This window comes from Massilia sp. 9096 (genome assembly GCF_000745265.1).
In the GTDB taxonomy this organism is placed as follows: Bacteria; Pseudomonadota; Gammaproteobacteria; order Burkholderiales; family Burkholderiaceae_D; genus Telluria.
In genome coordinates, this window is record NZ_JQNN01000001.1 from 1,460,854 (window position 1) to 1,482,217 (window position 21,364).

The window sequence follows — 21,364 nt, forward strand, 5'->3', positions numbered from 1 at the left end:
GTCAGTGCGCCAGCAGCAGGGGCAAGGGCGACCATTCGAGCAGGTCGCGCGTCACGCCGCCGAGCGCCCACTCGCGGTAGCGGCTGTGGCCATACGCGCCCGCCACGATCAGGCCGGCTTCGGCGTCGCGCGCCAGGCTGATCAGCGCCTCTCCCTCGCTGCCGGCCGTGCGCTCGACCACCACCTCGACGTTCACGCCGTGGCGCGACAGGTACAGGGCCATGTCGGCGCCGGGCTCCTCGCCGTGCACCGTGGATATCTCGTCCGGGTTGACCAGCGCCAGCCTGACGGATGCGGCGCGGCGCAGCAGCGGCAGGGCGGCCCCGATGGCGCGGATCGCCTGCACGCTGCCGTCCCAGCCGACCACCATGCTGCGCGTGAGCGGCCTGCCTCGGTAGTTCTCTGGCACGACCAGCACGGGCCGTGCGCCATGCAGCGCCAGGTGTTCAGGCAAGCCGCGCAGGCGCGCCGGCAGGTCCGGGTCGCCGTCCTGGCTGACGACGACCAGGTCGGCATAGCGCGACTGCAGCATGAGCGCGAAGTAGGCATCGTCCTCGATCAGCCGGCTTTCGAACGACACCACGCCCAGGGCGCGCGCTGTTTCCTCGAACGCCTCCAGGCGCGCAGCCGCGCTGTCCCGCATGGCCTGGAAATCGGCATCGATCATGCCGGCGCCCATCGGACCGGCGAGCAGCGCATAGCTCGGCCAGGTGGTTCCGGTGACGGCGCTGCCGATCAGGTGCGCCTCGTGCTCGTTGGCCAGCAAGGCGGCGGCCTGCAGACGGCTTTCCTGCTGGGCGCCGCCGTCGATATGCACTACGATGGTCTTGACCATGTCATCTCCTTCAGGGACGGTTACTGTATGGATTCGAGGGCTTGCTTGTTCAAGACTTTCATCATTGACTCCCTCGTTAAAAATGTGATGAATCAATGGTAGGCCTGCAAGCCGTGTCTTATATATGACCTAAGTCAAAAACTCGAGCCTAAGCCGCCTGTACGCTCAGTGCGCCAGCAGCAATGGGATGTCGGCCTCCGCCAGCACGGTGCGGCTGGGGCTGCCCAGGCAGAATTCGCGGAACCGGCTGTGTCCATAACAGCCCATCACGAGCAGGCCGCAGCCAAAGTCTTTCGCCAGGCCCAGCAGGGCGTGCCCGGTATCGTTTTGCGCGCGGTGCACCAGTACGCGCGGTGTCACCTGGTGCGTCGCCAGGAAAGCCTGCAGTTCGGACTGTTCGGCGCGGCAGTCCTCGACGGTTCGCTGCCGCCCGGTCAGCATCACGACCGTGACGTCGCTGGCGTGGCGCAGCAACGGCATCGCCGCGCTCATGGCGGCGCAGGCTTCCTTGCTGCCGTCCCAGGCGACCAGTATGTGCGGATCGCGGTAGGGGGCAGGATCGGTGCGCGGGACGACCAGGACCGGACGCGCACATTCGAGGATGAGCGAGTCGGGCAGACGGATCGCCATGTCCGGCATCGATTCGGCAGGGTCGTCCTGGCTGACGACGACCAGGTCGGCAAAGCGTGCTTGCAGCATGAGTGCATGGTCGGTCTGGTCGCACAGGAACCGGGCTTCATGCGGCACTTGTATCTTGTCGCCGATCGCTTCGAAATGCGCTAGCGCCCGGCGCCCGTTCTCGGCGAGCGGCTCGAAATAGCCGGCTTCCAGCGTGCCGGGCGCGGCACGATACCCATGCGGGAAGATGTCGCACGAGACGCCCAGCATGGCTGCGCCGATCAGCCGCGCGCCGTGCGCGCGCGCAAGGCAGGCGGCGTAACGCATGCGCGGCGGCGCATGACAGGACAGATCGACATGCACGAGGATGGTCTTGTAGCCCATGAGCTTCTCCCAGGGTCAATGCGCCATCAGGACCGGCACCGGCATGTCGCGCAGGACCGTGCGGCTGACGCCGCCGAGCAGGATTTCGCGAAAGCGCTTGTGCCCGTAGCAACCCATGACCAGCAGGTCGGCCCGACCGTGGGCCACGCGCGTCAGGAGATCGCCGGCCGGGTCGGCGCCGGCACGCTCCTGGCACAGCGTGGCGGCGATCCCGTGCCGCGCCAGCATCAGCGTGACCTCGGGCCCGCCCATGGCGGCCGCGTCGGACCTGGCATCGTAAAATACCGCCACCTCGACCTCCTTTGCCCCCTTCAGTAGCGGCAGCGCTTGCCGCACCGCGCGCGCCGACTCCGGGCTGGCGTTCCAACCGACCACGACACGCTCGAACGCCGGCCCGAAGCTTCGCGCGTAGGGAAGCACGAGTACGGGGCAGGGCGCGTGCAGCGCGACGTACTCCGGAATCCCGGCGTGCGCGGCGGCGGGGTCCTCCGGGTCGGACTGCCCGACGATGACCAGGTCCGCATACATCGCCTGGGTTGCCAGCGCATAACCGGCGTCCTCGTCGCCAATCCGGTGCTCGAACGAGACGGCGCCGGCCTGGCGGGCAACGCTGTCGAAGTGCGCGGCACGCTGTTCGGCGCTGGCGCGCATGTCGTCGAGCAGCGGCGCCATGTCGCCAAGGTAACCGTCGGGCGGGATGCCACAGACGAAGCGAAGGATTCCGGTTTGCACGACGCCGACCAGATGGGCGTCATGCTCGAGAGCGAGTGCGGCGGCGAACGTGAGCCGGGCCTCGAGGCCGCGCGAACCGTCGGCGTGCACGAGAATTGTTTTGTAGTTCATGATGACTCCTCGATGGGGTGAATCTCGGTGTCATCGTGCGCGCGCAAGGTGGCCTTTGTATTTGATTTAAGTCAAGACGGCCAAAATGGATCGGGTTTGATGGGTAGCATCGCTCAAGGATGAGCACGGGGCGCCGGTTCGTCGCGCTGCCCCTCGAGGGCCTCGGCGCAGCCATTGGGCTATGTCAACGTCGGCAATGAGAACCTCGAAGCCATCTATATACCGTCGTGAGCTACGCTCGTCTCATGCACCGGTACGTGTTAATGAACTCCTGCCGAATCTCAACCAACCTAAACCAGCCAGGGCAGCCGACAGCGATGCTGCCAAAATCGCCATCTTCGATGCATTCACGATATCGGCTTCGCCACTGTAGGCCAGGTTTGTAATGAATATTGACATGGTGAAGCCGATGCCGCCTAACAGGCCTGCACCAATCACATGGCGCCAAGCCAGGCCGGTCGGCAGCCGAGACAGACCGAGCATGACAGCTGCAAGCGTCGCCAAGACGATTCCGATCGGCTTGCCAAGCACAAGGCCGAGGATGATGCCGAGGCTGTTGGAAGACAACAAGCTGTTGGCCCAGTCGGCGCCAATCACGATCCCTGTATTGCACAGGGCAAAAATCGGCAGGATCAGGAAGGCCACTGGCTTGTGAAGAGTGTGCTCGAGGCGGTGCGACGGCGATTTTTCGTCGTCGCGTGTGGCGGAGTAGGGGATTGCAAACGCCAGCAGCACCCCGGCGATAGTGGCATGCACGCCCGACTTCAGCATCAGGAACCACATCAGGGCGCCGCCAAGCAGATATGGCGTCAGGGCCATGACGCGCCCGAACCTGTTTAGTACGACCAGCAGTACAAACACGGCGAGCGCGCCAGCGAGATAGCCGATTGATAGCTGCGCCGTATAAAACAGCGCGATCACGATGATCGCGCCGAGGTCATCCATGACCGCCAACGCGGTCAGGAAGATCTTCAGCGAAGCCGGTACCGAGCTGCCCAGCAGCGCCAGAACGCCTAACGCGAATGCGATGTCCGTCGCCATGGGAATGCCGATTCCGGCCTGTGTCGACGTACCATGGTTGAGGCTGAAATGGATGAGCGCCGGAACGATGATGCCGCCTGCCGCAGCCAGCATGGGCAGCAAGGCATTCTTCGGGTCGGATAGTTCGCCGTTGTACAGTTCGCGCTCCAGTTCGAGCCCGATCAGCAGGAAGAACACGGCCATCAACGCATCGTTGATCCAGAGTTCGATGCTCAAACCCGCCAGCGGCATGTGCCAGAAGTGCAGATAGGAATGGCCCAGCGGCGAATTTGCAAGCACAAGCGAGACAAGTGTGCAAAGGATCAGGATCGTACCGCCGGCTTTGCCGGAAGCCGCGAAGTCCTGGAAGGTTCGAGAGAGCGGGAACGACAGGTCGAAAGTCATGCTGACTCCGTTGATGTGTTGGACGGGGCTGCCGAAACCGGCGGGTCAATCTGGGAGCTCACGCAGATGATTGCAGAAGTCGTCAGCGCAATGAACGAACGTGTGTGCGTGCGCGAGCACGGAAGGGACGAGATATGGGCGTCAACAGAGGGCAGGGGCATATGGTCGCAAAGAAGCCGCGTGGCGGCCCGACCATCGCACGTCCTGCCATACCGGAGCGGTATGGACACCCTTGGTCGTTATTATAACTGCACTTTTTGCCAGGTAGCCACGCTCCCTTCGCAGGGAACGGCGCGACATGCGCATCTCCAAAATTTTCGAGAACACACGCTCGACAAGCCGTCGCGGGTGGAATAGTATACCCCCCTATACTATCCATCACGCGAGGCAAGCCTTGTCCCACCTCAACCGCAACAAGACGAAACTACTCAACCGCGTTCGACGCATCCAGGGTCAGCTCGAGGCCGTCGAGCGTTCGCTTGGAGAGGGAGCGACCTGTTCCGAGATCCTACAAGTGCTTGCTGGCGCCCGAGGCGCTATGAATGGCCTGATGGCCGAAGTGATCGAGGACCACATCCGCCACCACGTGGCCGGCGCCGAGATCGCCAGCCAGGGCGAGCGCGATCAAGGTGCCGACGAGCTGGTCGACGTGATCCGCAGCTATCTGAAGTAGGTTCGGAATGGCAGTCCAATCTCCCTGCGTCTCCTTGTGCCACTTCGACGGGCGTACCGGCTTTTGTACCGGCTGCCTGCGCACGCTGGAGGAGGCACGCGCTTGGAAGAAGATCGGCGACCCCGCGCGCCACCGCATCATCAACGACCGGACGCGCCGCGAGGGCAAGCTTTCCGCCCGAGCGAAAACCAAAAACCAGGATGTGAAATGAAGATGGACAAACAGGTGTATTGCCAGCTGGCGGGCCAGCTGCAACAGCGTGATCCCGGCAAGGACAGCGCCGCCGAGCGCAGTACGCGCCGTGTGGTGTGGATCACGATCGCGATGATGGTCGTCGAGCTCGCGGTTGGCTGGTGGTCGAACTCGATGGCGCTGCTGGCGGACGGCTGGCACATGAGTTCGCACGTGGTCGCCATCGGCTTGAGTGCGCTCGCTTACCGCGCGTCGCGTAAATTTGCCGCCGATCCGCGCTTTGCGTTCGGCACGTGGAAGATCGAAATCCTCGCCGGCTACACCAGTGCGGTGTTCCTGCTCGTGATCGCCGCACTCATGGCGGTCGGGGCCATCGAGCGGCTGCTGGCGCCGCAGCCCGTGCAGTATGGCGAAGCGATGATCATCGCCGCCGTCGGCCTGGTGGTGAATATCGTCTGCGCGCTGATCCTCGGCGACGCGCACGACCATGGGCCTGGCGGCCACCATCATCATCACGATCACCACGACCATCATCACGGCGATGACGACCACGGTCCAGGCCACGGTGGTCACCACCACGATCTCAACCTGCGCTCGGCCTATGTCCACGTGATCGCCGACGCCGCGACCTCGGCGCTGGCGGTTGCTGCGCTGGGCGGAGGCTGGCGGTACGGATGGACCTGGCTCGATCCGGTGACGGGCTTGGTGGGTGCCCTGGTCGTCGCTGCATGGGCGAAGAATCTGCTCGGTGCGACCGGGAAGATCCTGCTGGACCGCGAAATGGATGCGCCGGTCGTCGAGGAGATCCGTGAGGCTGCGCAAGCCGGGCCGCATGGCCAGTCCGCCGCGCTGCAGGACTTGCATGTCTGGCGCGTCGGACCTGAAGCCTATGCATGCGCACTCGCCGTCACGACATCCGACCGCGCCCTGACGGCGGCGCATATCCGTAATCGCCTCGCCGTCCACGAAGAAATCGTCCACTCGACGATCGAGATCCACTACGCGGACAGCGTCGGCTGATCTCCCTTGCCTGCGTGAAGGACGCAGGCAATCTTTTTACTTGCAAGTCTGTTGCGTTTACTGTGTGTCATGCTTACAATGCATGCCACATCAGCAGCAATGTGTCCGGCGCTCGACTGATGCAACTGAATTGCATATGGAGACTGTATGGCGGACGCAAACCTTGCGGCGCCGGGTCTATGGCTGATGTTCGCGCTCGGTGTGCGGCACGGCTTCGACCCGGACCACATCGCGATGATCGACGGCATGGCGTATCACTCGCTCGCCGAGCGGCCGCGCCTGGCGTTGTGGACCGGAACGCTGTTCGCGCTGGGTCACGGCTTGACGGTGACGGCTGTCGCGGTGGCGCTCGGCGCCCTCGCCGGCAGCCTGCGCTTGCCGGCGACGCTGCGCCTCGTGCTCGACTGGATGCCGACCGTGCTCCTGATTCTGGTGGGCACGCTCAATTTGCGTGACCTGCTCACCCGGCGCACTTTCCGGATGCGCGGGTGGAAAACCGGCTTCATGCCGCGCCGCCTGGCCACCAGCACGCATCCGCTGGCCATCCTCGCGATCGGAATATTGTTCGCGCTCGTCTTCGACACCGCCACCCAGGCCGCGGCCTGGGGCTATGCCGCCAACCACTCGGGCAGCGGCACGGCGCTGGCCGCCGGCCTGGTGTTCACCGCCGGCATGGTCGTCACCGGCACGCTCGACGGCCGGGTCATGGCGCATCTGCTGCGGCGTGCGTCGGACGGCGCGCAAGCCTACCGGCGCTGGCTCGGCGCCATCGTCGTGCTGATGTCCTTTGCGATGGCGGCCTGCCAGATCGGCGATCAGCTGCACCTCGGCGCGGGGCTCGACGACTTCGCGATGAGCGCGATCGGGGGCGCCCTGGTGCTGGCGGCCGTCATCGCCTGCTGCCTGATCCGGCGCCAAGCGCGCATCGATCCACAACTCACCCAGGAGCACACATGAGCGTTTCAAGCCAAGTCCCCGTTACCTTGCTGACCGGCTTTCTCGGCGCCGGCAAGACCACGCTGTTGAACCGCATCCTCAGCGAGGAGCACGGCGAGCGCATCGCCGTGATCGAAAACGAGTTCGGTGAAACCGGCATCGACAGCGACCTGCTGGTCAACAGCGAAGAACAGATCGTCGAGATGAACAACGGCTGCATCTGCTGCACCGTGCGCGGCGACCTGGTGCGCATCCTCGGCCAGCTGGCGCAGCGCCGGACCGCTGGCGAGATCGACTTCGAGCGCGTCATCATCGAGACCACGGGTCTCGCCGATCCGGCGCCGGTGGCGCAGACGTTTTTCGTCGACGAAGGCGTCGGCAACTACTATCGCCTGGACGCCATCGTCACCGTGGTCGACGCGCTGCACGCGCCGCAGCAGCTCGACGCGCATCACGAGGCGCAGGAGCAGGTGGGCTTCGCCGACCGCATCCTCGTGTCCAAGGCCGACCTGGTGACGCCGCAGGCCGCCGATGCGCTGCTCGAGCGCCTGAAAGGCATGAACGCGCGCGCGCCGGTCAGCTTCGTCAACTTCGGCCATACCGACCTGGCCCAGATCCTGGACGTGCAGGGCTTCAACCTGGATGCCATCCTCGAGATCGAGCCGGATTTTCTCGAGGACGTCGCGCACGAGCACGACGACGAGATCTCGTCCTTCGTATTCCGTGCCTCCCGTCCGTTCCGCATTGGGAAACTGGAAGAGTTCCTGTCCGCGATGCTGACCGAATACGGCAACGACATGCTGCGCTACAAGGGCGTGCTCGACGTCGCGGGGCTGCCGGCGCGCGTCGTGTTCCAGGGCGTGCACATGATGATGGGATCGGACATGGGCCAGAAGTGGCAAGAGGGCGAGGCGCGCGAGAGCGTCATGGTGTTCATCGGACGAAATCTGCCCAGTGAGCGTTTCGTGAACGGTCTCGAGTCCTGCCTGTCCAGGCATGGCGCGAAGGCTTGAGACCTGTGGGACGACAAGATTGCAACAGCTTGAACAAGGAAGATTCATGAAGTGGAAACACATCCGGCTGAAGCGACTGGCCTGGTCCTCGTTGGCCGCCGCGTCGGTCGCGTTGCCGGCGCATGGCGCCCAGGCGGCGCCGGAAGCACCCGCAGACACGGACGGCACGCCGGTCGCGCGCGTGGTCGTCAGCGCCGCGGCGCCGTTGGAAGCGCTCGACCGCGGCGCGCCCACCGCCAGCCGGCTTGACCTGAGCGTGCGCGAGACGCCGGCCACGGTCGACGTCATCACGGCCGAGACGATGGAAATACGCGGTTACCAGAGCGTGGAACAGGCCGTCGACAGCCTCCCCGGCGTCAGTTCCGGCGGCGCTCCGGGCAGCCCATCGCAGTTCTCGATGCGCGGCTTCACCGGCGACCAGGTCACGGTGCTGCGCGACGGCATCTACCTCGGGCCGGCCGACATGACCTACCGGCCGCAAAATACCTTCAACCTGGCCAGCGTCGAGGTGCTGAAAGGGCCGGGATCGGTGCTGTACGGGCAGGGCGCCATCGCCGGCACGGTCAACGTGATCTCCAAGAAAGCGTCGCTCGGCGCCAACTCGCTCGATGGCGTGGCGTCGTATGGCCGCTTCAACAGCAGCCAGATGGGCGTCGGCGCCAACAAGGTGCTCGCGCCGGGACTGGCGTTGCGCGCTGACGTCAGCCGCACCGCATCCAGCGGTTTCGTCGACCGCGCACACGCCGATTCCACCAACGCCACGCTGTCGCTGCTGTGGAAGCCGAACGCGCGCTTCGACCTTGCGCTCGGGCTGGACTACCTGACCGACCATCCGTCGAGCTACTACGGCACGCCGCTGGTGAGCGCCGCATTCGCCGGGCCGTATGCCAGCGGCGTGGTGGCCACGCCCGACGGCAGCACGATCGACCGCCGCCTGCGCGACGTGAACTACAACGTCGGCGACTACCGGATCGAGTCGACGCAGTACCTGCCGCGTATCGGCCTGCACTGGCGCCCGTCCGACGGGATCACGATCAGCAACGACGCCTATTACCTGTACGCCGACCGCAAGTGGAAGAACGCCGAGACCTACGCCTTCGATCCGGGGACGAACCGGGTCGACCGCGACCGCTTCTTCGTTTTCCATGAGCAGCACCTGGCCGGCGACCAGCTGAGCGCCACTTTCGCGCAGCCGCTGGCCGGGTTGGCGAACCGCTTCGTGATCGGGCTGGACTACAGCAAGCTCGATTTCGTGCGCACGCGCGGCTTCCCGGACGGAGACAGCGTCGCCCCGTTCCAGCCGGCGGCGGGCGTTTTCGGCCCACTGGTCGGGCGGCGCAGTCCGACGCGCTGGCACGACAGGGCGGTGTTCCTGGAGGATGCGCTGGACCTCACCGACCGCCTGAAACTGGTGGGCGGAGCGCGCGCCGAGCGCTTCGACCTCGTGCGCGAGAACTATGGTCCCGACGGCAGCTACCAGGCCGCCACCAGCTTCGAACGCACCTTCCGTCCCAAGAACTGGCGCCTCGGCCTGGTCTACCAGGACGTGCACGGCTGGGCGCCCTATATCCAGTACAGCACCGGCCAGGACCCGGTCGGCTCGAATATCCTGCTGGTCAACGCCGGCCAGAACTTCGACCTGAGCCGCTCACGCCAGGTCGAAGCCGGCGTCAAGACCGACCTCGATGGCCGCCGCGGTGAGCTGACGCTGGCGGTCTACGACATCGAGCGCAGGAATTTGCTGACGCAGACCTCGGCCGACGTGGTCGACACCGCCGGTATGCAGAAGTCGCGCGGGTTGGAGCTGACGCTCGGCTACAAGCCGCTGCCGGCCTGGAAGGTCGATGCCAACCTGGCCTACACCGACGCCAGCTACCGCAACTTCATCGATACCAGCAACGGCGTCGACGCCAGCGGCAACCGGCCGGCGAACGTTCCGCGTTGGAGCGCCAATCTGTGGAACCGCTACAGCGGCTTCGGCGGCATTCCGCTGGAAGTCGGTGCGGGCCTGCGTTACGTCGGCGAGCGCTACGGCAATACGGCCAACACAATGGTCTTGAAAAGCTATACGCTGATCGATCTGTACGCGAACTACCGGCTGGGCAGCAAGCTCAGCTTGATCGCACGCGTCAACAACGCGGCCAACAGGTTCTACGCGCAGTGGGCCGACGTCAACTATCCAACCCAGATCCAGTTGGGCGCGCCCATCGGCTATGAACTCGGTCTCGTCGCGCACTTCTAAGCGGCCCTTGCTGCAACGGCCGGCGCGGCAAGTGTCGCGCCTGCATCGCTGGCTGGGGACGGGATTCTGCCTGGCGTTCGCGCTGTGGTTCTGCACCGGGTTCGTAATGATCTACGTGCCGTTCCCGGCGCTGCCGGACGTGGCGCGCGTCGCGGCGGCGGCGCCGGTCGGACTGGAGAACGTGGTGGTGAACCCAAGCACGGCCGCATACGGATTGCCGGTCCGGCGCCTGCGGCTGGTCGACGTCCTGGGGCGGCCGCGCTATATCGCGACGCTGGAGGACGGCAGCATGCGCAGCATGGCGGCGGACACGGGCGGCACGCCGCTGCCGCTGACAAGCGCCGAAGCGTCGCGGCTGGCCGCACGCTTCACGGGCCAGCCAGTGCGCGCCGTGGGCGGGCCGGTCGACTACGACCAGTGGATCGTGCACCAGCGCTTCGACGCGGCGAGGCCTTTCTACCGCGTCGCCATCGACGATGCGGCAGGCACCGAGGTCTACGTGTCGATCCGCCTGGGCGAGGTGCTGCAGCGGACCACGCGCTTCGAGCGTGGCTGGAACTGGGTCGGCGCGGTCGTGCACTGGATTTATCCGACGGTCCTGCGCAAGCGCCTGTGGGCCTGGGACCAGGTCGTCTGGTGGCTGGCGCTTGCGGGCACCGTCGTGGCGGCCAGCGGCTACGCGCTCGGACTGGTGCGCATGGTGAACCTGCGCCGCAGCGGCAGGGCCGGCGTGTCGCCGTTTCGCGGCTGGCTGCGCTGGCATCATCTCCTCGGCCTGGTAGGCGGGGCGTTTGCGCTGACCTGGGTGTTCAGCGGCTGGCTGTCGATGGACCATGGGCGACTGTTTTCCACCGACCAGCCGGAGGCGGCGCGCGTCGCACGCTTTCGCGGCACGGACCTGGCTGGCGCCATGGCCGCGCTTACGCCGGAAAGGCTGCGCAGGCTGCCTGCTGCGCGCGAAATCGAGTTCACGGCAGTCGGCGGCAAGGGCTTCGTGATCGAGCGCGGTCTGCGCGATGGGTCCGATCGCATTGTGCCGCTCGTGGACGGCGTTCCGCAGCCGCCGATCGCGGCCATGCGGGAAGCGCTGGTCGCACGCGCCGCGGCCGTTGCATGGGCGCCGGCGCCGGTGCTGGACGTCGCGCCGGTCCGTGCCGATGATGCGTATGCGCATACCCGATCCGAACCTCTGCCGGATGGCGCGCTGCGAGTGCGCATCGGCGATCGCGCGTGCACGTGGGTGCACGTGGATGTGCACTCGGGACTGATCCTGAACCGGATGGACGACAGCCGGCGCGCCTACCGCTGGCTGTACATGGGTCTGCACACCTTCGACTTTCCGTTCCTGAACCGGGTGGGGTCGCTATGGCGGATACTGATGCTGGCGGCCCTGTGCGCGGGACTCGGGCTGAGCGTCAGCGCGCTGGTGCTTGGCAAGCGGCGCCTGGCGCGGGCGATCAAGCCGCGCGGATAGAGTTTTGCGTTGAAGCGATGCGGCTGGCCGCAGCGCGAGGCCGTCGCATCCCAAGACTTCATGTACTATCATAAGTTACATGAAACGCGACAGCAAACTCTCATCCATCCTGCACCTGCTGCTGCACATGGCGCACAGCAAGCGCCCCTCACGTCCGAGGAGCTGGCGGGCTTCCTGCAGACCAATCCGGTGCTGGTGCGGCGCACGCTGGCCGGCTTGCGCGAGCGCGGTTACGTCGGCTCCGAAAAAGGCCATGGCGGCGGCTGGGTCGTGACGGCGGACCTGCGCCGGGTCACGCTGCACGACATCTACCTGAGCGTAGGATCGCCGACGGTCTTCGCGATGGGAAATCGCCTGGAGCAACCCGAGTGCCTGGTCGAGAAAGTCGTCAATCAGTCGCTCACCAGCGCCTTCGACGAAGCCGAGGCCTTGCTGGTCAGCCGCTTCGCCGACGTCACGCTGGCCGACCTGTCCGAGCGCTTCGATGCGCAGTACACTCAACATGGAGAACAACAACATGTCCACCTCCCGAAACCAGGCTGAGTTCGACGTCATCGTCCTCGGCGGCAGCTACGCCGGCCTTTCCGCCGCCATGCAGCTGGCGCGCGCACGCCGCAGCGTGCTGGTGATCGACGCCGGCCGGCGCCGCAATCGCTTCGCGCGGCTTTCGCACGGCTTTCTGACGCAGGACGGCAGCGAAGCCGCGGCGATCGCGGCCCAGGGGCGTGCGCAATTGCAGGCTTATCCGAACGTCGCCTGGGCCAGCGACACGGCAACCGCGGCCACCGGCGGCGGCGAGCATTTCGACGTGACGCTGAGCGACGGCGGCAGTATCAGCGGGCGCCGCCTGGTCCTGGCGATGGGCGTGACCGATACGCTACCGCGAGTCGACGGCCTGGCCGAGCGCTGGGGACGCAGCGTGTTTCACTGCCCTTATTGCCACGGCTACGAGCTCGACGAAGGCGACATCGGCGTGCTCGCCACGGGTGAGGTGTCGATGCACCATGCCCTGATGCTGCCGGACTGGGGCCGCGTCACGTTCTTGCTGAACGAGTCGTTCGACCCGGACGACTCCCAGCGCGAGGCCCTGGCCCGGCGCGGCGTGACGGTAGAGGCGACGCCGGTCGCGCGCATCGACGGTGAGGCCGACGTGGTGCTGCGCGACGGACGACGCATGAGCATGACGGGTCTGTTCGTCGCGCCGCGCACGTCGGTCAGTGGCGCGATCGCACGGCAGCTCGGCTGCGCCACGGAAGCCGGCCCGATGGGCGAGTTCGTGGCGACCGACGCCATGAAGGCGACCAGTGTGCCAGGCGTGTTCAGTTGCGGCGACATGGCGAGGGCTGCCGGCAACGTGGCCCTGGCGGTGGCGGACGGAGCGATGGCGGGCGTCGCGGCGCATCGCTCTTTGATTGCCGAGTTGAATCACGCCGTTTAGCCGTCGGGATCGGCACGGCCAGGCCACCCGTTTTTCGGACAATGCGACAAGTCCACTTTTTTTGCAACTCGTATAGCTGCCACGATGTCCCTGACGAGAATACAGCGAATGTCGACGCCGCACGAGTGAAGCGCCATGCTGATTCGTAAGTTATTCGAATTTGAGAATGGGCACGTTGTGCGCGGCGGCCTCACAAGGCGTCGCTCCGAATGCAAACGCAATATGAGTGCATATGCAGTGGTTTACCTCCTCACTCGCCTGCGTCGTTTCGAGCGGCGTTTCGTCGGTGAACGAATGCCCTGCAGCCTTTTTGCCCGTAGCGCCTTGTCGCCGTAGTGAGACCAGATGCCCCAGCCGAGAAAGAAGATCACAACGACGACGCCGGTGAAATACAGGAAGCGTATTTCCAGGTCGCTGCGCCAGACCATCTGGGTGCCTTCCGCGTGCGCGCGCAGCAGTTCGCGTAGCCGGCGGTCGGATTCCCGCAGCGGCGCGTCGCCGTCAGGCGTCAGGATGCGAATCAAAGTAAAAAGGTGGCGCAAGCGCGTCGTGAACATGGTCAGATGTCGTCCGCGATGTGGCACCACTGCTCGCCGAACACGGCATGGCAGTGGTAACCCTGGCGGTAAAGCGCCTGCAGTTCCATCGGCGTGGGGTCGATGATGGTGTCGGGCGGGGGTGTCGGGCGTTGCGCGTCCAGCGCGATGCGGCGCTCGAGGTGGTCGGCCCGGCCGCCGGCGCGCGCATCGCCGAGCTTCTCGGCGCGCCTGTACCAGTACACGGCGTCCTGCGGTTGCGTAGGACTGGCGGCCTGAAGAAAGTCGGCGAGCGCCATCTGCGCTTCCACCAGGTCGGCGCTGGCGGCACGGCGCAGCGAGGCGACACCCTCGTCGCCTTTTTCCGGGCCGCCGAGGCCGTACGCCAGGCACAGGCCCAGCCGGTAGTAATCGTCCGGCCCCTCGGGCGCGTCCGCCCGCCGCAAGCGTTTGCAGGCCGGCGCAGCCTCGGCCTTGCGCGCCTCGATGTTGAGTCCCACGTCCATGTCCACGGCGTCGGCGCGGCAAGGCAGCAGCAAGGCCAGCGCATACGCGGCGGCCCTGACTCGCCTCCGGTCAATGCCCAGGCTCATGGAACGACCGGGGTCGCGTCGGTCAAACGGTAGTACAGCCCGGCCGGATCCGATTTCAGCACATGCATCTGGCCCGTGAGAATCATCGCCGTGTAGGTGAACTTGACCGGCGCATTGGCTTTGATCTCGACGATGCCTTCGGGTCCGGCGGGCAGGCAGTATGGACAGCTGGGCGTGGTAACGGTCAGCAGGAAGTGGGATTGCTTGATGCCAGGCTCGAGTGGCATCATGAAGCCTTGCAGCTGCACCTTCTGGTTGTCGAGTGCCAGCACCTTGTCGGGGTACTTCGGCAGCAGGCGCCCGTCCTTGGCCTTGTACGAATCGACGTTCTCGAGCTGGGACCATGGCAGGACGCCTGGAATGTCCTTGAGGACCGGGACGGCGGCGTTTTGTGGATGCTGCTGCGCGTGGGCGAGATTGAAGGCCAGTGCGGCCATCGCGATGGCGGCGCTGCGGATCAGGAAGGGTTTCATCGGTGTCCTCCGGGATTAACGTGCCAGGGTCGTGGCGATATCGATGCGATATGCACGCCAGGCGGGGATGGCGGCCGCGATGCAGCCGATGAGCAGGGCAACTATGGGCAGCAGGATTTCCTGCGGCAGCAAGGTCCAGGCACTGAGCGCAAAGTCCTGGTCCTCGGCCATCCAGCCGGCGACCAGAGCAACCGCGGCATGTCCGGCCAGCCACCCGAGCAGCGCGCCGGCGAGCGCCAGTACGCAGCCTTGCACCAGCAGCAGGCGCAGCACCTTCCCGGGCGAGGCGCCCAGTGCACGCAGGATCGCCAGGTCGGCCTGGCGCTCTTCGAGGGCGTTGTAGAGGGCGACGAACATCGACAGCGCGGCGATCACCAGCACCGCCGTGGCGATGGCGCGCAGAACATCGGCGCCGGCGCCGACCAGCTTGAACAGGCGCGCCGCTTCCAGCGCGGGCTGGGCCGCTTGCAGCTGCGGCTGGCTGTTGACCCAGCGCGGCAGGCTGACCGCGGCGAGCGGCGAGCGGTATTTGATCAGCAGGGCGGTAAGTTCGTGGTGCTGTTCGGCGCCCGGCGCGTGCGGCTCGTCCGGATCGGTCTCGTGCACGCGCCATACCGACGCGACCGGCGTCAGCACCAACCGGTCGAGCACCGTGCCGGTCGGCTTGAGGATGCCGACGATCCGATAAGGCGCATGGTCGTGCAGTTCTCCGCCCATGGTCAGGCCGTGCGAGCCGGCGAACGTCTCGCCGACCTTGGCCACGGTCTCGCGCGCCGCCTGCGCACCGAACACGGCTTGCATGGGGGCGGTGAACACGGCACCCTGCGCGAGCGAAGCGTTGAAGTGTTCGATGTAGCTGGTGTCGGTGCCGACGATCCGGAAGCCCTGGTAGCTGTCGCCCAGCGCCAGCGGGATTACCTGCGCCACCAGCGCGTTGGCGCGCAGCGTGCCCGCTTCTTCGAGCGGGATGTTCCCGGTCGGGATGTCGATGTGGAACACCGAAGACATGATGAGCTGGAAGGGCGATCCTTTCGCGCCGACGACCAGGTCGATCCCGGCCGCGTCCTGGCCGGTGCGCCGTTCGAGCTGTGTCGACACCGAAAAGATGAACGTCATCATGCCGATCCCCATGGTCATGAGAATCAGGTTGAGCGTCGTCGACAGTGGTTTGTTTGCAAGGGCGGCCAGCGACAGTGACCCGGCGTTCAGGCGCTTCATGCCGGGCCTCCGCTTCCGATCGCGCTTGCCGCCGCGGTTGCGGTCGTAGCGGCAGGCAGGCGCAAGAGCTGGGTCTCGGGCAGCGATTCCATCACGCGTACGTCGTGGCTGGCGACGATAAGCGAGGCGCGCGTGGCAGCGGCTTGCGCGAGCAGCAGCTCGACGACTCTGGCGCAGTTGGCGTCGTCCAGGTTGGCAGTCGGCTCATCCGCCAGGATCAGGCGCGGACGGGTGTACACAGCCCGGGCCATCGCGACGCGTTGGCGTTGTCCCTGGCTCAGCTGGCGCGGCTTGGCGCTGGCGTAATCGCCCAGGTCGAGCGCGGCGAGCAGTTCACGTACACGCGCCACGTCCGGGTCTTTGCCGACCGCGTAGGCCGGCAACGCGATGTTGTCGGCGACGGACAGGCTGGGGATCAGGGCCAGCTGCTGTGGCAACAGCCCGACGTGCGACGCGCGCCAGCTGTCCGCTTCGCGCGGCGACAAGTCTGCAAGGTCGGTGTCGTCCAGGACGATACTGCCCGACTGCAGTGTCAGGATGCCGGCGATGAGGTTCAGCAAAGTGGATTTGCCCGAGCCTGATGGGCCCAGGAGCAAGGCGTGGCGGCCCTGAATCAGCGAGAAGAACTCCACCGACAGCACGGAACGCCCGGCGTAGGCATGGCCTAACCGAGTAATTTTTAGCATGTAATGACTTCATGTACGTGGATGCGTCGGCCGGCGCGGCCGCGCGAGGACGCGGGCACGTGACCGTCATGAGTCCGGGCCGAAAAGGCGCGGAGGGAAACGCTTGTTACATGAAGACGGCCGGGGGCGCGTGCGCGTGCGGGATGAGGAAGCTGGCCGACCGCGGTGGCGCGATCGGGTTCGACCGTGCGAGCACGTAATGAAAGCTGGCCTCGCTGACCGGAGGCTGCGGAATGACCGGCGGGCTGGGCGGAGAGGGTGGCTGGCCGGCGAGTACGCAAGCTGCGCAGTCGGACGCCGTGTGGGTAATGTCGTGGCGGTGCTGCGTCGCGCCCAGCAGCTGCAGAACGAGGACCAGGCTGGCGAACCATACCACCAGCCTGGTCATGCGACCGAAGCGCTGGGTGAGGTAGGGTGCGGGCCGGCTCATCGAACGCTCTATTTACTGCAGCGCGGGCAGGTGCCCTTGATCAGGAAGTCGACTTCCTGGCTGGTAAAGCCGTTCGGCATCTTGACGCCGCGCGGCAAGGGCATGTCGTTGAAGCAGGTAACCGTGTCGCAGCTCGTGCACTGGAAGTGGGCGTGTTCGTGGTCTTCCTTGCCGGCGCTTGCGCCGAAGCGCCATACCTGGTCAGCCCCCGCGATACGATGCACCAATCCATTTTCCGTCAACCATTCGAGGACGCGGTAGAGCGTGACACTGTCCAGCGGATCGCCCGGCAGGTGCTCGTGGATTTCGTGGTGCGTAAGAGGGCGCGGCTGCTTGAGCAAAAACACCAGCACGCGCGTGCGCGGACGCGTAAGGCGTGCGCCCGTATCGCGGATCATTGATTCCGCTTGCTGTTCGGTTGTAATTTGCATGGTGATCAATCCTTCTGGCGAACATTCTATCAGGGCTTTTTGTGATTGCAACCCTGTTGCGATAACATGGGCGTCCACGACGCGCTTGTTGTAAGCCACTTGCATTAGCAGAATGCGTTCGTTATGATGTTTCCAATTGCGCATACTGCGATGCTTGTCTGTAAGCATGTGTAGGGCGCGAGTAAACGTTTCGCAGGGCCGTCTTCCAAAGATTCTTGCGTGATTCGGGCCACACAGGGAATAACGCTTCATCTCGCGCATATGCAGGCAGTTCGATACTTCAGCGGTTCGACCCGCACCATGACCTGGCTCGACCGGGTCCTGGTGCTGTCGATCGCGCTTTTGCTGTCGCTGCAGGTAATGGTGTCGGGCCACCACAAGGACGACCCGAAAGGCTACGGCGACAATTGCCCGAGCTGCGTATTCGCCCACCATTTGCCGTCCGGCCTGCCCGAGGTCAACCCGGTTCCCGTACCGGTGACGATGGCGCAACGCTATCGTGTCGAACAGGTCGCCGTCCACCAGGCGCCGTCCTACGCCAGCTTCCTCATTCCCAAGTCGCAGGCGCCGCCACACGGCTGATCGAGTCGTTTCATTCCGTTTGGCGCATTGCACCCATCGGGCTGCTGCGTCGTAACGATCGCTCCGCCCCACGTCCAGTTCGGCATGGCCGGTTGTAGTCTGACATCCCCTGACCTGGGATCGCCAATTTGATTTCCGTATTCCCTGCGCACGCCTCTATGAGGCATGGCGCACGAACGCGCGCGCTCGTTTTCTGGCTGAGCCTGACGCTGGCCTCGTTCGCCATCGCCGCGGCCGGGCACCACCACGACCGTGCAGTCGACGCGCACATCTGCGCCATCTGCGCCGTTCTGGTGGACGAGCTGCCCAACGTCGATCACCTGCCGCCCGTCGTGACAAGCGTCGCAACGCAATCGTATGTCTTGCTGTGCGTCATTGCCTATGTGTGCTGGCATTGCTTTGAGCTGCCGCTGCCGCCGAGTTGTGGACCGCCGCACGTGCGCCCGCGACCCGAGGTCGCTGTCTTTTGATGAGTTTTCCGCCGCCGCTTGACGGCACAACAAAATTTACAAAGAGGTTCACATGCAACGCACTCCCAAACTCCGTCCGCTGCCGCTGCTGCTGGCAGGCTTGTTCATGTCCGGCGCCGCCGTCGCGGCCGAGGCACCCGATGCGCCGGCTCCGCAAGCCGTCGACGCCAACGGCCAGCCGATCCAGACCGTGGAAGTCACCGCCGCCCACCTGAAGAGCGAGCGCATCGAGCTGTCGCCGCGGATCGGCACGACGGTCTACACGATCGACCAGCACATCATCGAAGGCTTGCCGCAGGGCGCCAATACGCCGTTCAATGAAGTCCTGCTGCGCCTGCCGGGCGTCGACCAGGATTCGAAAGCGTCCGGCTCGCTGCACGTGCGCGACGACCACGCCAACGTCCAGTACCGCATCAACGGCGTGCTGCTGCCCGAAAACATCAGCGGCTTCGGCACCGCGATCGATACCCGCCTGGTCGACCAGATCGACTTCATGACCGGCGCCTTGCCGGCCCAATTCGGTCTTCGCACGGCGGCCGTGATCGACATCCAGACCAAGGAAGGCGTGCGCAACGGCGGCCGTATCGGCGTGCTGGTCGGCAGCCACAACGACGTCGAGCCGAGCGCGGAATTCTTCGGTACGCAAGGCAATCTGAGCTACTACCTGTCGGGCAGCTACGTGCGCAACAACCTCGGCATCGAGAACCCGCAGCCGACCCGCAACGCGCTGCACGACCACACGCAGCAGACCAAGTCCTTCGGCAACCTGTCGTACTTCATCGACGACCAGACCCGCGTCGGCCTGATGTTCGGCACTTATAACGGCCACTTCCAGATCCCGAACAATCCAGACCAGGCGCCTGGCTTCTCGCTGACCGGCCAGAGCGATGCCGACGTCGGCACCAGCAACGTGACGTCGTCGCAGCTGAACGAGACCCAGAAGGAAGTTAACCGCTTCGTCGTGGCGTCGCTGCAGAAGAGCCTGGGCGACCTGAACTATCAGGTCTCGGCCTTCCACCAGTATTCGGACCTGCACTTCTTCCCGGATGCGCTCGGCGACCTGATTTACAACGGCGTTGCGTCGGATACGCTGCGCTCGAACTCGGCCTCCGGCCTGCAACTGGACGGCAGCTATAAACTGAACGCCAGCCATACGGTGCGCACCGGCCTGCAGTACACGCGCCAGGTCACGCACAGCAACAACACGGTCCGGGCATTCCCGACCGACGATGACGGCCTGCAAACCTCGACCGATCCGCTGACGATCTTCGATAACTCAAGCAAGACCGGCAAGCTGTACAGTCTGTACCTGCAGGACGAGTGGCATATCACTGCGCCGTTGACCCTGAACTACGGTCTGCGCTACGACAAGGTGGACGCCTTCACGCAAGAGCACCAGTGGAGCCCGCGCGTCAACCTCGCTTACCAGATCATGCAAGGCACCGCGCTGCACGCGGGCTTCTCGCGCTACTTCACGCCGCCGCCGCAAGAACTCGCCGCGCAGTCGAGCATCAACCTGTACACCAGCACAACGAACGCCCCCGCGATTCCCGTGTCGGACAATGTGAAGGCTGAGCGCACCAGCTACTACGACATCGGTATCAGCCACCAGGTCAACAGCAAGCTGACGCTGACCGCGGACGCCTACTACAAGCACATCCGTAACCTGCTGGACGAAGGCCAGTTCGGCCAGGCGCTGATCCTGTCGCCGTTCAACTATGCGAAAGGCTATGCCAAGGGCCTCGAACTGTCGGCCATCTATAGCGACGCGCAATGGGGCGGCTACCTCAACTTCGCAACGCAAAAGGCGATGGGCCAAAACATTGTATCCGGCCAGTCGCTGTTCGACCCGGACGAGCTGGCGTACATTTCGAACCACTACATCTATCTCGACCACGACCAGAAGTTCACCGTCTCCGGCGGCGCGCATTACCACTTTGGCGACAACCAGGTCAGCACCGATGTCCTGTACGGCAGCGGCTTGCGCCTGACCCCGGACGGCGGCGCGCCCAACTCGGGCCACCTGCCGTCGTACACGACCGTGAACTTCGCATATACCCATAACTGGAAGAACACCGGCTTCGGCAACGTCGAGGGCCGACTGGCGCTGGTCAATGCGTTCGACCGCAGCTACCTGATTCGCGACGGTAGCGGTGTCGGCGTCGGCGCGCCGCAGTTCGGCACGCGCCGCTCGGTGTACGCGGGCCTGTCGGTCGGATTCTGATCGTAGAGCATCCGCGCCAAGCTATTGGCGCGGATGCCGGGTCGGCAGCTCAGATCATCGTGAAGCATGCGCGGCAGCAGGCGCGGTTGCGCAAATGCGCCACGGTGAGCAGCACGGCGCCCGCGACGGTGAGGCAGGTCTCGGCCGCTTCACCGTGGCGCGGGCCGACCACGAATGCCGCGCTTGCGAGACGTGCCAGCCCGGCGGCACCCGTTGCGACGACCCGTACGCGACGATGCGTAAGGTAGCCCGGCGCCAGTACAATCAGGGCGGCGCACAGCGCCAGACCGACCATGGCACGGTGGAAGATTTCGCTGTCCGCGCGTGGGCTAACAGTGCGGCGAAGCAGCAGGCGGGACGGGCCTGACGCGCTGAGCGCGCGTCAGAGAACGCCATTCTTCACGATCCGCGCGCCGGCGGGTCTCGTGCGTTGGCCATCAGGGACAGGCCGGGAAGTGGCGCGATGCACGAGAGCAAGTTAATGAACAGTTGGTAATCATGCGCTGGAGCAGATTTGATAAGATCTATTGTCGTAATCAACGGTCAGCTGCAGCCGGATGTTCAGTCTATAGCCCTTGGGCGTCCGCAGCATCCACGATGGGTCATCATCCGACACAAGAGGAGAGCA

At 65.2% G+C, this 21,364-nt stretch carries 24 protein-coding genes; 12 read left to right on the forward strand and 12 right to left on the reverse strand.

Annotated elements, in window-relative coordinates:
* Position 1: 1 nt before the first annotated feature.
* The 4 genes from FA90_RS06345 to nhaA all read right to left on the reverse strand — a co-directional run bounded on the left by FA90_RS06345 (position 2) and on the right by nhaA (position 4,105).
* Positions 2-835: a universal stress protein gene (locus FA90_RS06345; RefSeq protein WP_036167059.1), complete on the reverse strand. Its 834-nt coding sequence runs from the start codon at positions 833-835 to the stop codon at positions 2-4.
* Positions 836-1,000: 165 nt separating this feature from the next.
* A complete protein-coding gene (locus tag FA90_RS06350; protein WP_036167061.1) occupies positions 1,001-1,837 on the reverse strand; it encodes a universal stress protein in 837 nt (278 codons plus the stop codon).
* 15 nt (positions 1,838-1,852) lie between these two features.
* The gene (locus tag FA90_RS06355; RefSeq protein WP_036167076.1) at positions 1,853-2,680 is read right to left on the reverse strand and encodes a universal stress protein; all 828 of its coding nucleotides are present in this window, start codon (positions 2,678-2,680) and stop codon (positions 1,853-1,855) included.
* A 243-nt stretch (positions 2,681-2,923) separates the two neighbouring features.
* Positions 2,924-4,105, reverse strand: a complete 1,182-nt coding sequence (gene nhaA, locus FA90_RS06360) for a Na+/H+ antiporter NhaA (RefSeq protein WP_036167078.1) — start codon at positions 4,103-4,105, stop codon at positions 2,924-2,926.
* Positions 4,106-4,499: 394 nt separating this feature from the next.
* Here nhaA and FA90_RS06365 point away from each other — a divergent pair, with 394 nt between their 5' ends.
* From FA90_RS06365 to FA90_RS06405, 9 genes are all read left to right on the forward strand, one after another.
* On the forward strand, positions 4,500-4,778 hold the full coding sequence (locus tag FA90_RS06365) for a metal/formaldehyde-sensitive transcriptional repressor (RefSeq protein ID WP_036167080.1): 279 nt from the start codon (positions 4,500-4,502) through the stop codon (positions 4,776-4,778).
* Between the two features lie 7 nt (positions 4,779-4,785).
* A complete protein-coding gene (locus FA90_RS06370; RefSeq protein WP_036167082.1) occupies positions 4,786-4,989 on the forward strand; it encodes a DUF1289 domain-containing protein in 204 nt (67 codons plus the stop codon).
* Between the two features lie 2 nt (positions 4,990-4,991).
* Entirely contained in the window at positions 4,992-5,990 is a 999-nt protein-coding gene (gene dmeF / locus FA90_RS06375) for a CDF family Co(II)/Ni(II) efflux transporter DmeF (RefSeq protein ID WP_051972119.1), read from the forward strand.
* A gap of 147 nt (positions 5,991-6,137) precedes the next feature.
* The gene (locus tag FA90_RS06380) at positions 6,138-6,947 is read left to right on the forward strand and encodes a hypothetical protein (protein ID WP_081933690.1); all 810 of its coding nucleotides are present in this window, start codon (positions 6,138-6,140) and stop codon (positions 6,945-6,947) included.
* A complete protein-coding gene (locus tag FA90_RS06385; RefSeq protein ID WP_036167086.1) occupies positions 6,944-7,939 on the forward strand; it encodes a GTP-binding protein in 996 nt (331 codons plus the stop codon). Before FA90_RS06380 ends, FA90_RS06385 begins: the two co-directional genes overlap by 4 nt.
* A gap of 46 nt (positions 7,940-7,985) precedes the next feature.
* The gene (locus tag FA90_RS06390) at positions 7,986-10,181 is read left to right on the forward strand and encodes a TonB-dependent siderophore receptor (protein WP_051971499.1); all 2,196 of its coding nucleotides are present in this window, start codon (positions 7,986-7,988) and stop codon (positions 10,179-10,181) included.
* A gap of 31 nt (positions 10,182-10,212) precedes the next feature.
* Positions 10,213-11,655, forward strand: a complete 1,443-nt coding sequence (locus FA90_RS06395; protein WP_197065251.1) for a PepSY domain-containing protein — start codon at positions 10,213-10,215, stop codon at positions 11,653-11,655.
* 60 nt (positions 11,656-11,715) lie between these two features.
* Positions 11,716-12,198 carry an Rrf2 family transcriptional regulator gene (locus tag FA90_RS06400; protein WP_373994593.1) on the forward strand — a complete coding sequence of 161 codons (483 nt, stop codon included), beginning with the start codon at positions 11,716-11,718 and terminating at the stop codon, positions 12,196-12,198.
* Complete coding sequence (locus tag FA90_RS06405; RefSeq protein WP_239700561.1) at positions 12,158-13,093, forward strand: NAD(P)/FAD-dependent oxidoreductase; 936 nt, start codon at positions 12,158-12,160, stop codon at positions 13,091-13,093. Before FA90_RS06400 ends, FA90_RS06405 begins: the two co-directional genes overlap by 41 nt.
* 242 nt (positions 13,094-13,335) lie before the next feature.
* On the opposite strand, the gene FA90_RS06410 is transcribed toward FA90_RS06405, so the two are convergent.
* The 7 genes from FA90_RS06410 to FA90_RS06440 all read right to left on the reverse strand — a co-directional run bounded on the left by FA90_RS06410 (position 13,336) and on the right by FA90_RS06440 (position 17,604).
* Positions 13,336-13,650, reverse strand: a complete 315-nt coding sequence (locus tag FA90_RS06410) for a hypothetical protein (protein ID WP_036167089.1) — start codon at positions 13,648-13,650, stop codon at positions 13,336-13,338.
* A gap of 2 nt (positions 13,651-13,652) precedes the next feature.
* Positions 13,653-14,168 carry a sel1 repeat family protein gene (locus FA90_RS06415; protein ID WP_156116608.1) on the reverse strand — a complete coding sequence of 172 codons (516 nt, stop codon included), beginning with the start codon at positions 14,166-14,168 and terminating at the stop codon, positions 13,653-13,655.
* A 50-nt stretch (positions 14,169-14,218) separates the two neighbouring features.
* Positions 14,219-14,695, reverse strand: coding sequence for a DUF3299 domain-containing protein (locus FA90_RS06420; protein WP_036167095.1), 477 nt, complete (start codon positions 14,693-14,695; stop codon positions 14,219-14,221).
* Between the two features lie 15 nt (positions 14,696-14,710).
* Complete coding sequence (locus tag FA90_RS06425) at positions 14,711-15,913, reverse strand: FtsX-like permease family protein (protein ID WP_051971501.1); 1,203 nt, start codon at positions 15,911-15,913, stop codon at positions 14,711-14,713.
* The gene (locus FA90_RS06430; protein WP_051971502.1) at positions 15,910-16,599 is read right to left on the reverse strand and encodes an ABC transporter ATP-binding protein; all 690 of its coding nucleotides are present in this window, start codon (positions 16,597-16,599) and stop codon (positions 15,910-15,912) included. Before FA90_RS06430 ends, FA90_RS06425 begins: the two co-directional genes overlap by 4 nt.
* Positions 16,600-16,705: 106 nt before the next feature.
* A complete protein-coding gene (locus tag FA90_RS06435; RefSeq protein WP_051971503.1) occupies positions 16,706-17,029 on the reverse strand; it encodes a hypothetical protein in 324 nt (107 codons plus the stop codon).
* Between the two features lie 8 nt (positions 17,030-17,037).
* The gene (locus FA90_RS06440) at positions 17,038-17,604 is read right to left on the reverse strand and encodes a Fur family transcriptional regulator (protein ID WP_239700562.1); all 567 of its coding nucleotides are present in this window, start codon (positions 17,602-17,604) and stop codon (positions 17,038-17,040) included.
* Positions 17,605-17,760: 156 nt separating this feature from the next.
* On the opposite strand from FA90_RS06440, the gene FA90_RS06445 reads away from it, so the two are divergent.
* The 3 genes from FA90_RS06445 to FA90_RS06455 all read left to right on the forward strand — a co-directional run bounded on the left by FA90_RS06445 (position 17,761) and on the right by FA90_RS06455 (position 20,736).
* Entirely contained in the window at positions 17,761-18,042 is a 282-nt protein-coding gene (locus FA90_RS06445; protein ID WP_036167098.1) for a hypothetical protein, read from the forward strand.
* A 128-nt stretch (positions 18,043-18,170) separates the two neighbouring features.
* Positions 18,171-18,512, forward strand: a complete 342-nt coding sequence (locus FA90_RS24855; protein WP_156116610.1) for a hypothetical protein — start codon at positions 18,171-18,173, stop codon at positions 18,510-18,512.
* Between the two features lie 52 nt (positions 18,513-18,564).
* Entirely contained in the window at positions 18,565-20,736 is a 2,172-nt protein-coding gene (locus FA90_RS06455) for a TonB-dependent receptor (RefSeq protein ID WP_036167102.1), read from the forward strand.
* Between the two features lie 49 nt (positions 20,737-20,785).
* Here FA90_RS06455 and FA90_RS06460 read toward each other — a convergent pair whose 3' ends face one another.
* Positions 20,786-21,088 carry a MerC domain-containing protein gene (locus FA90_RS06460; RefSeq protein ID WP_307172387.1) on the reverse strand — a complete coding sequence of 101 codons (303 nt, stop codon included), beginning with the start codon at positions 21,086-21,088 and terminating at the stop codon, positions 20,786-20,788.
* Positions 21,089-21,364: the final 276 nt, after the last annotated feature.

What these genes read in the sequence shown, in the direction of transcription:
- FA90_RS06345 (WP_036167059.1), bottom strand. Translation starts at nt 835, where the DNA reads ATGGTCAAGACCATCGTAGTGCATATCGACGGCGGCGCCCAGCAGGAA.
- FA90_RS06350 (WP_036167061.1), bottom strand. Translation starts at nt 1,837, where the DNA reads ATGGGCTACAAGACCATCCTCGTGCATGTCGATCTGTCCTGTCATGCG.
- FA90_RS06355 (WP_036167076.1), bottom strand. Translation starts at nt 2,680, where the DNA reads ATGAACTACAAAACAATTCTCGTGCACGCCGACGGTTCGCGCGGCCTC.
- nhaA (WP_036167078.1), bottom strand. Translation starts at nt 4,105, where the DNA reads ATGACTTTCGACCTGTCGTTCCCGCTCTCTCGAACCTTCCAGGACTTC.
- FA90_RS06370 (WP_036167082.1), top strand. Translation starts at nt 4,786, where the DNA reads ATGGCAGTCCAATCTCCCTGCGTCTCCTTGTGCCACTTCGACGGGCGT.
- dmeF (WP_051972119.1), top strand. Translation starts at nt 4,992, where the DNA reads ATGGACAAACAGGTGTATTGCCAGCTGGCGGGCCAGCTGCAACAGCGT.
- FA90_RS06380 (WP_081933690.1), top strand. Translation starts at nt 6,138, where the DNA reads ATGGCGGACGCAAACCTTGCGGCGCCGGGTCTATGGCTGATGTTCGCG.
- FA90_RS06385 (WP_036167086.1), top strand. Translation starts at nt 6,944, where the DNA reads ATGAGCGTTTCAAGCCAAGTCCCCGTTACCTTGCTGACCGGCTTTCTC.
- FA90_RS06390 (WP_051971499.1), top strand. Translation starts at nt 7,986, where the DNA reads ATGAAGTGGAAACACATCCGGCTGAAGCGACTGGCCTGGTCCTCGTTG.
- FA90_RS06400 (WP_373994593.1), top strand. Translation starts at nt 11,716, where the DNA reads ATGTACTATCATAAGTTACATGAAACGCGACAGCAAACTCTCATCCAT.
- FA90_RS06405 (WP_239700561.1), top strand. Translation starts at nt 12,158, where the DNA reads ATGGAGAACAACAACATGTCCACCTCCCGAAACCAGGCTGAGTTCGAC.
- FA90_RS06410 (WP_036167089.1), bottom strand. Translation starts at nt 13,650, where the DNA reads ATGTTCACGACGCGCTTGCGCCACCTTTTTACTTTGATTCGCATCCTG.
- FA90_RS06420 (WP_036167095.1), bottom strand. Translation starts at nt 14,695, where the DNA reads ATGAAACCCTTCCTGATCCGCAGCGCCGCCATCGCGATGGCCGCACTG.
- FA90_RS06425 (WP_051971501.1), bottom strand. Translation starts at nt 15,913, where the DNA reads ATGAAGCGCCTGAACGCCGGGTCACTGTCGCTGGCCGCCCTTGCAAAC.
- FA90_RS06430 (WP_051971502.1), bottom strand. Translation starts at nt 16,599, where the DNA reads ATGCTAAAAATTACTCGGTTAGGCCATGCCTACGCCGGGCGTTCCGTG.
- FA90_RS06435 (WP_051971503.1), bottom strand. Translation starts at nt 17,029, where the DNA reads ATGAGCCGGCCCGCACCCTACCTCACCCAGCGCTTCGGTCGCATGACC.
- FA90_RS06440 (WP_239700562.1), bottom strand. Translation starts at nt 17,604, where the DNA reads ATGCGCAATTGGAAACATCATAACGAACGCATTCTGCTAATGCAAGTG.
- FA90_RS06445 (WP_036167098.1), top strand. Translation starts at nt 17,761, where the DNA reads ATGACCTGGCTCGACCGGGTCCTGGTGCTGTCGATCGCGCTTTTGCTG.
- FA90_RS06455 (WP_036167102.1), top strand. Translation starts at nt 18,565, where the DNA reads ATGCAACGCACTCCCAAACTCCGTCCGCTGCCGCTGCTGCTGGCAGGC.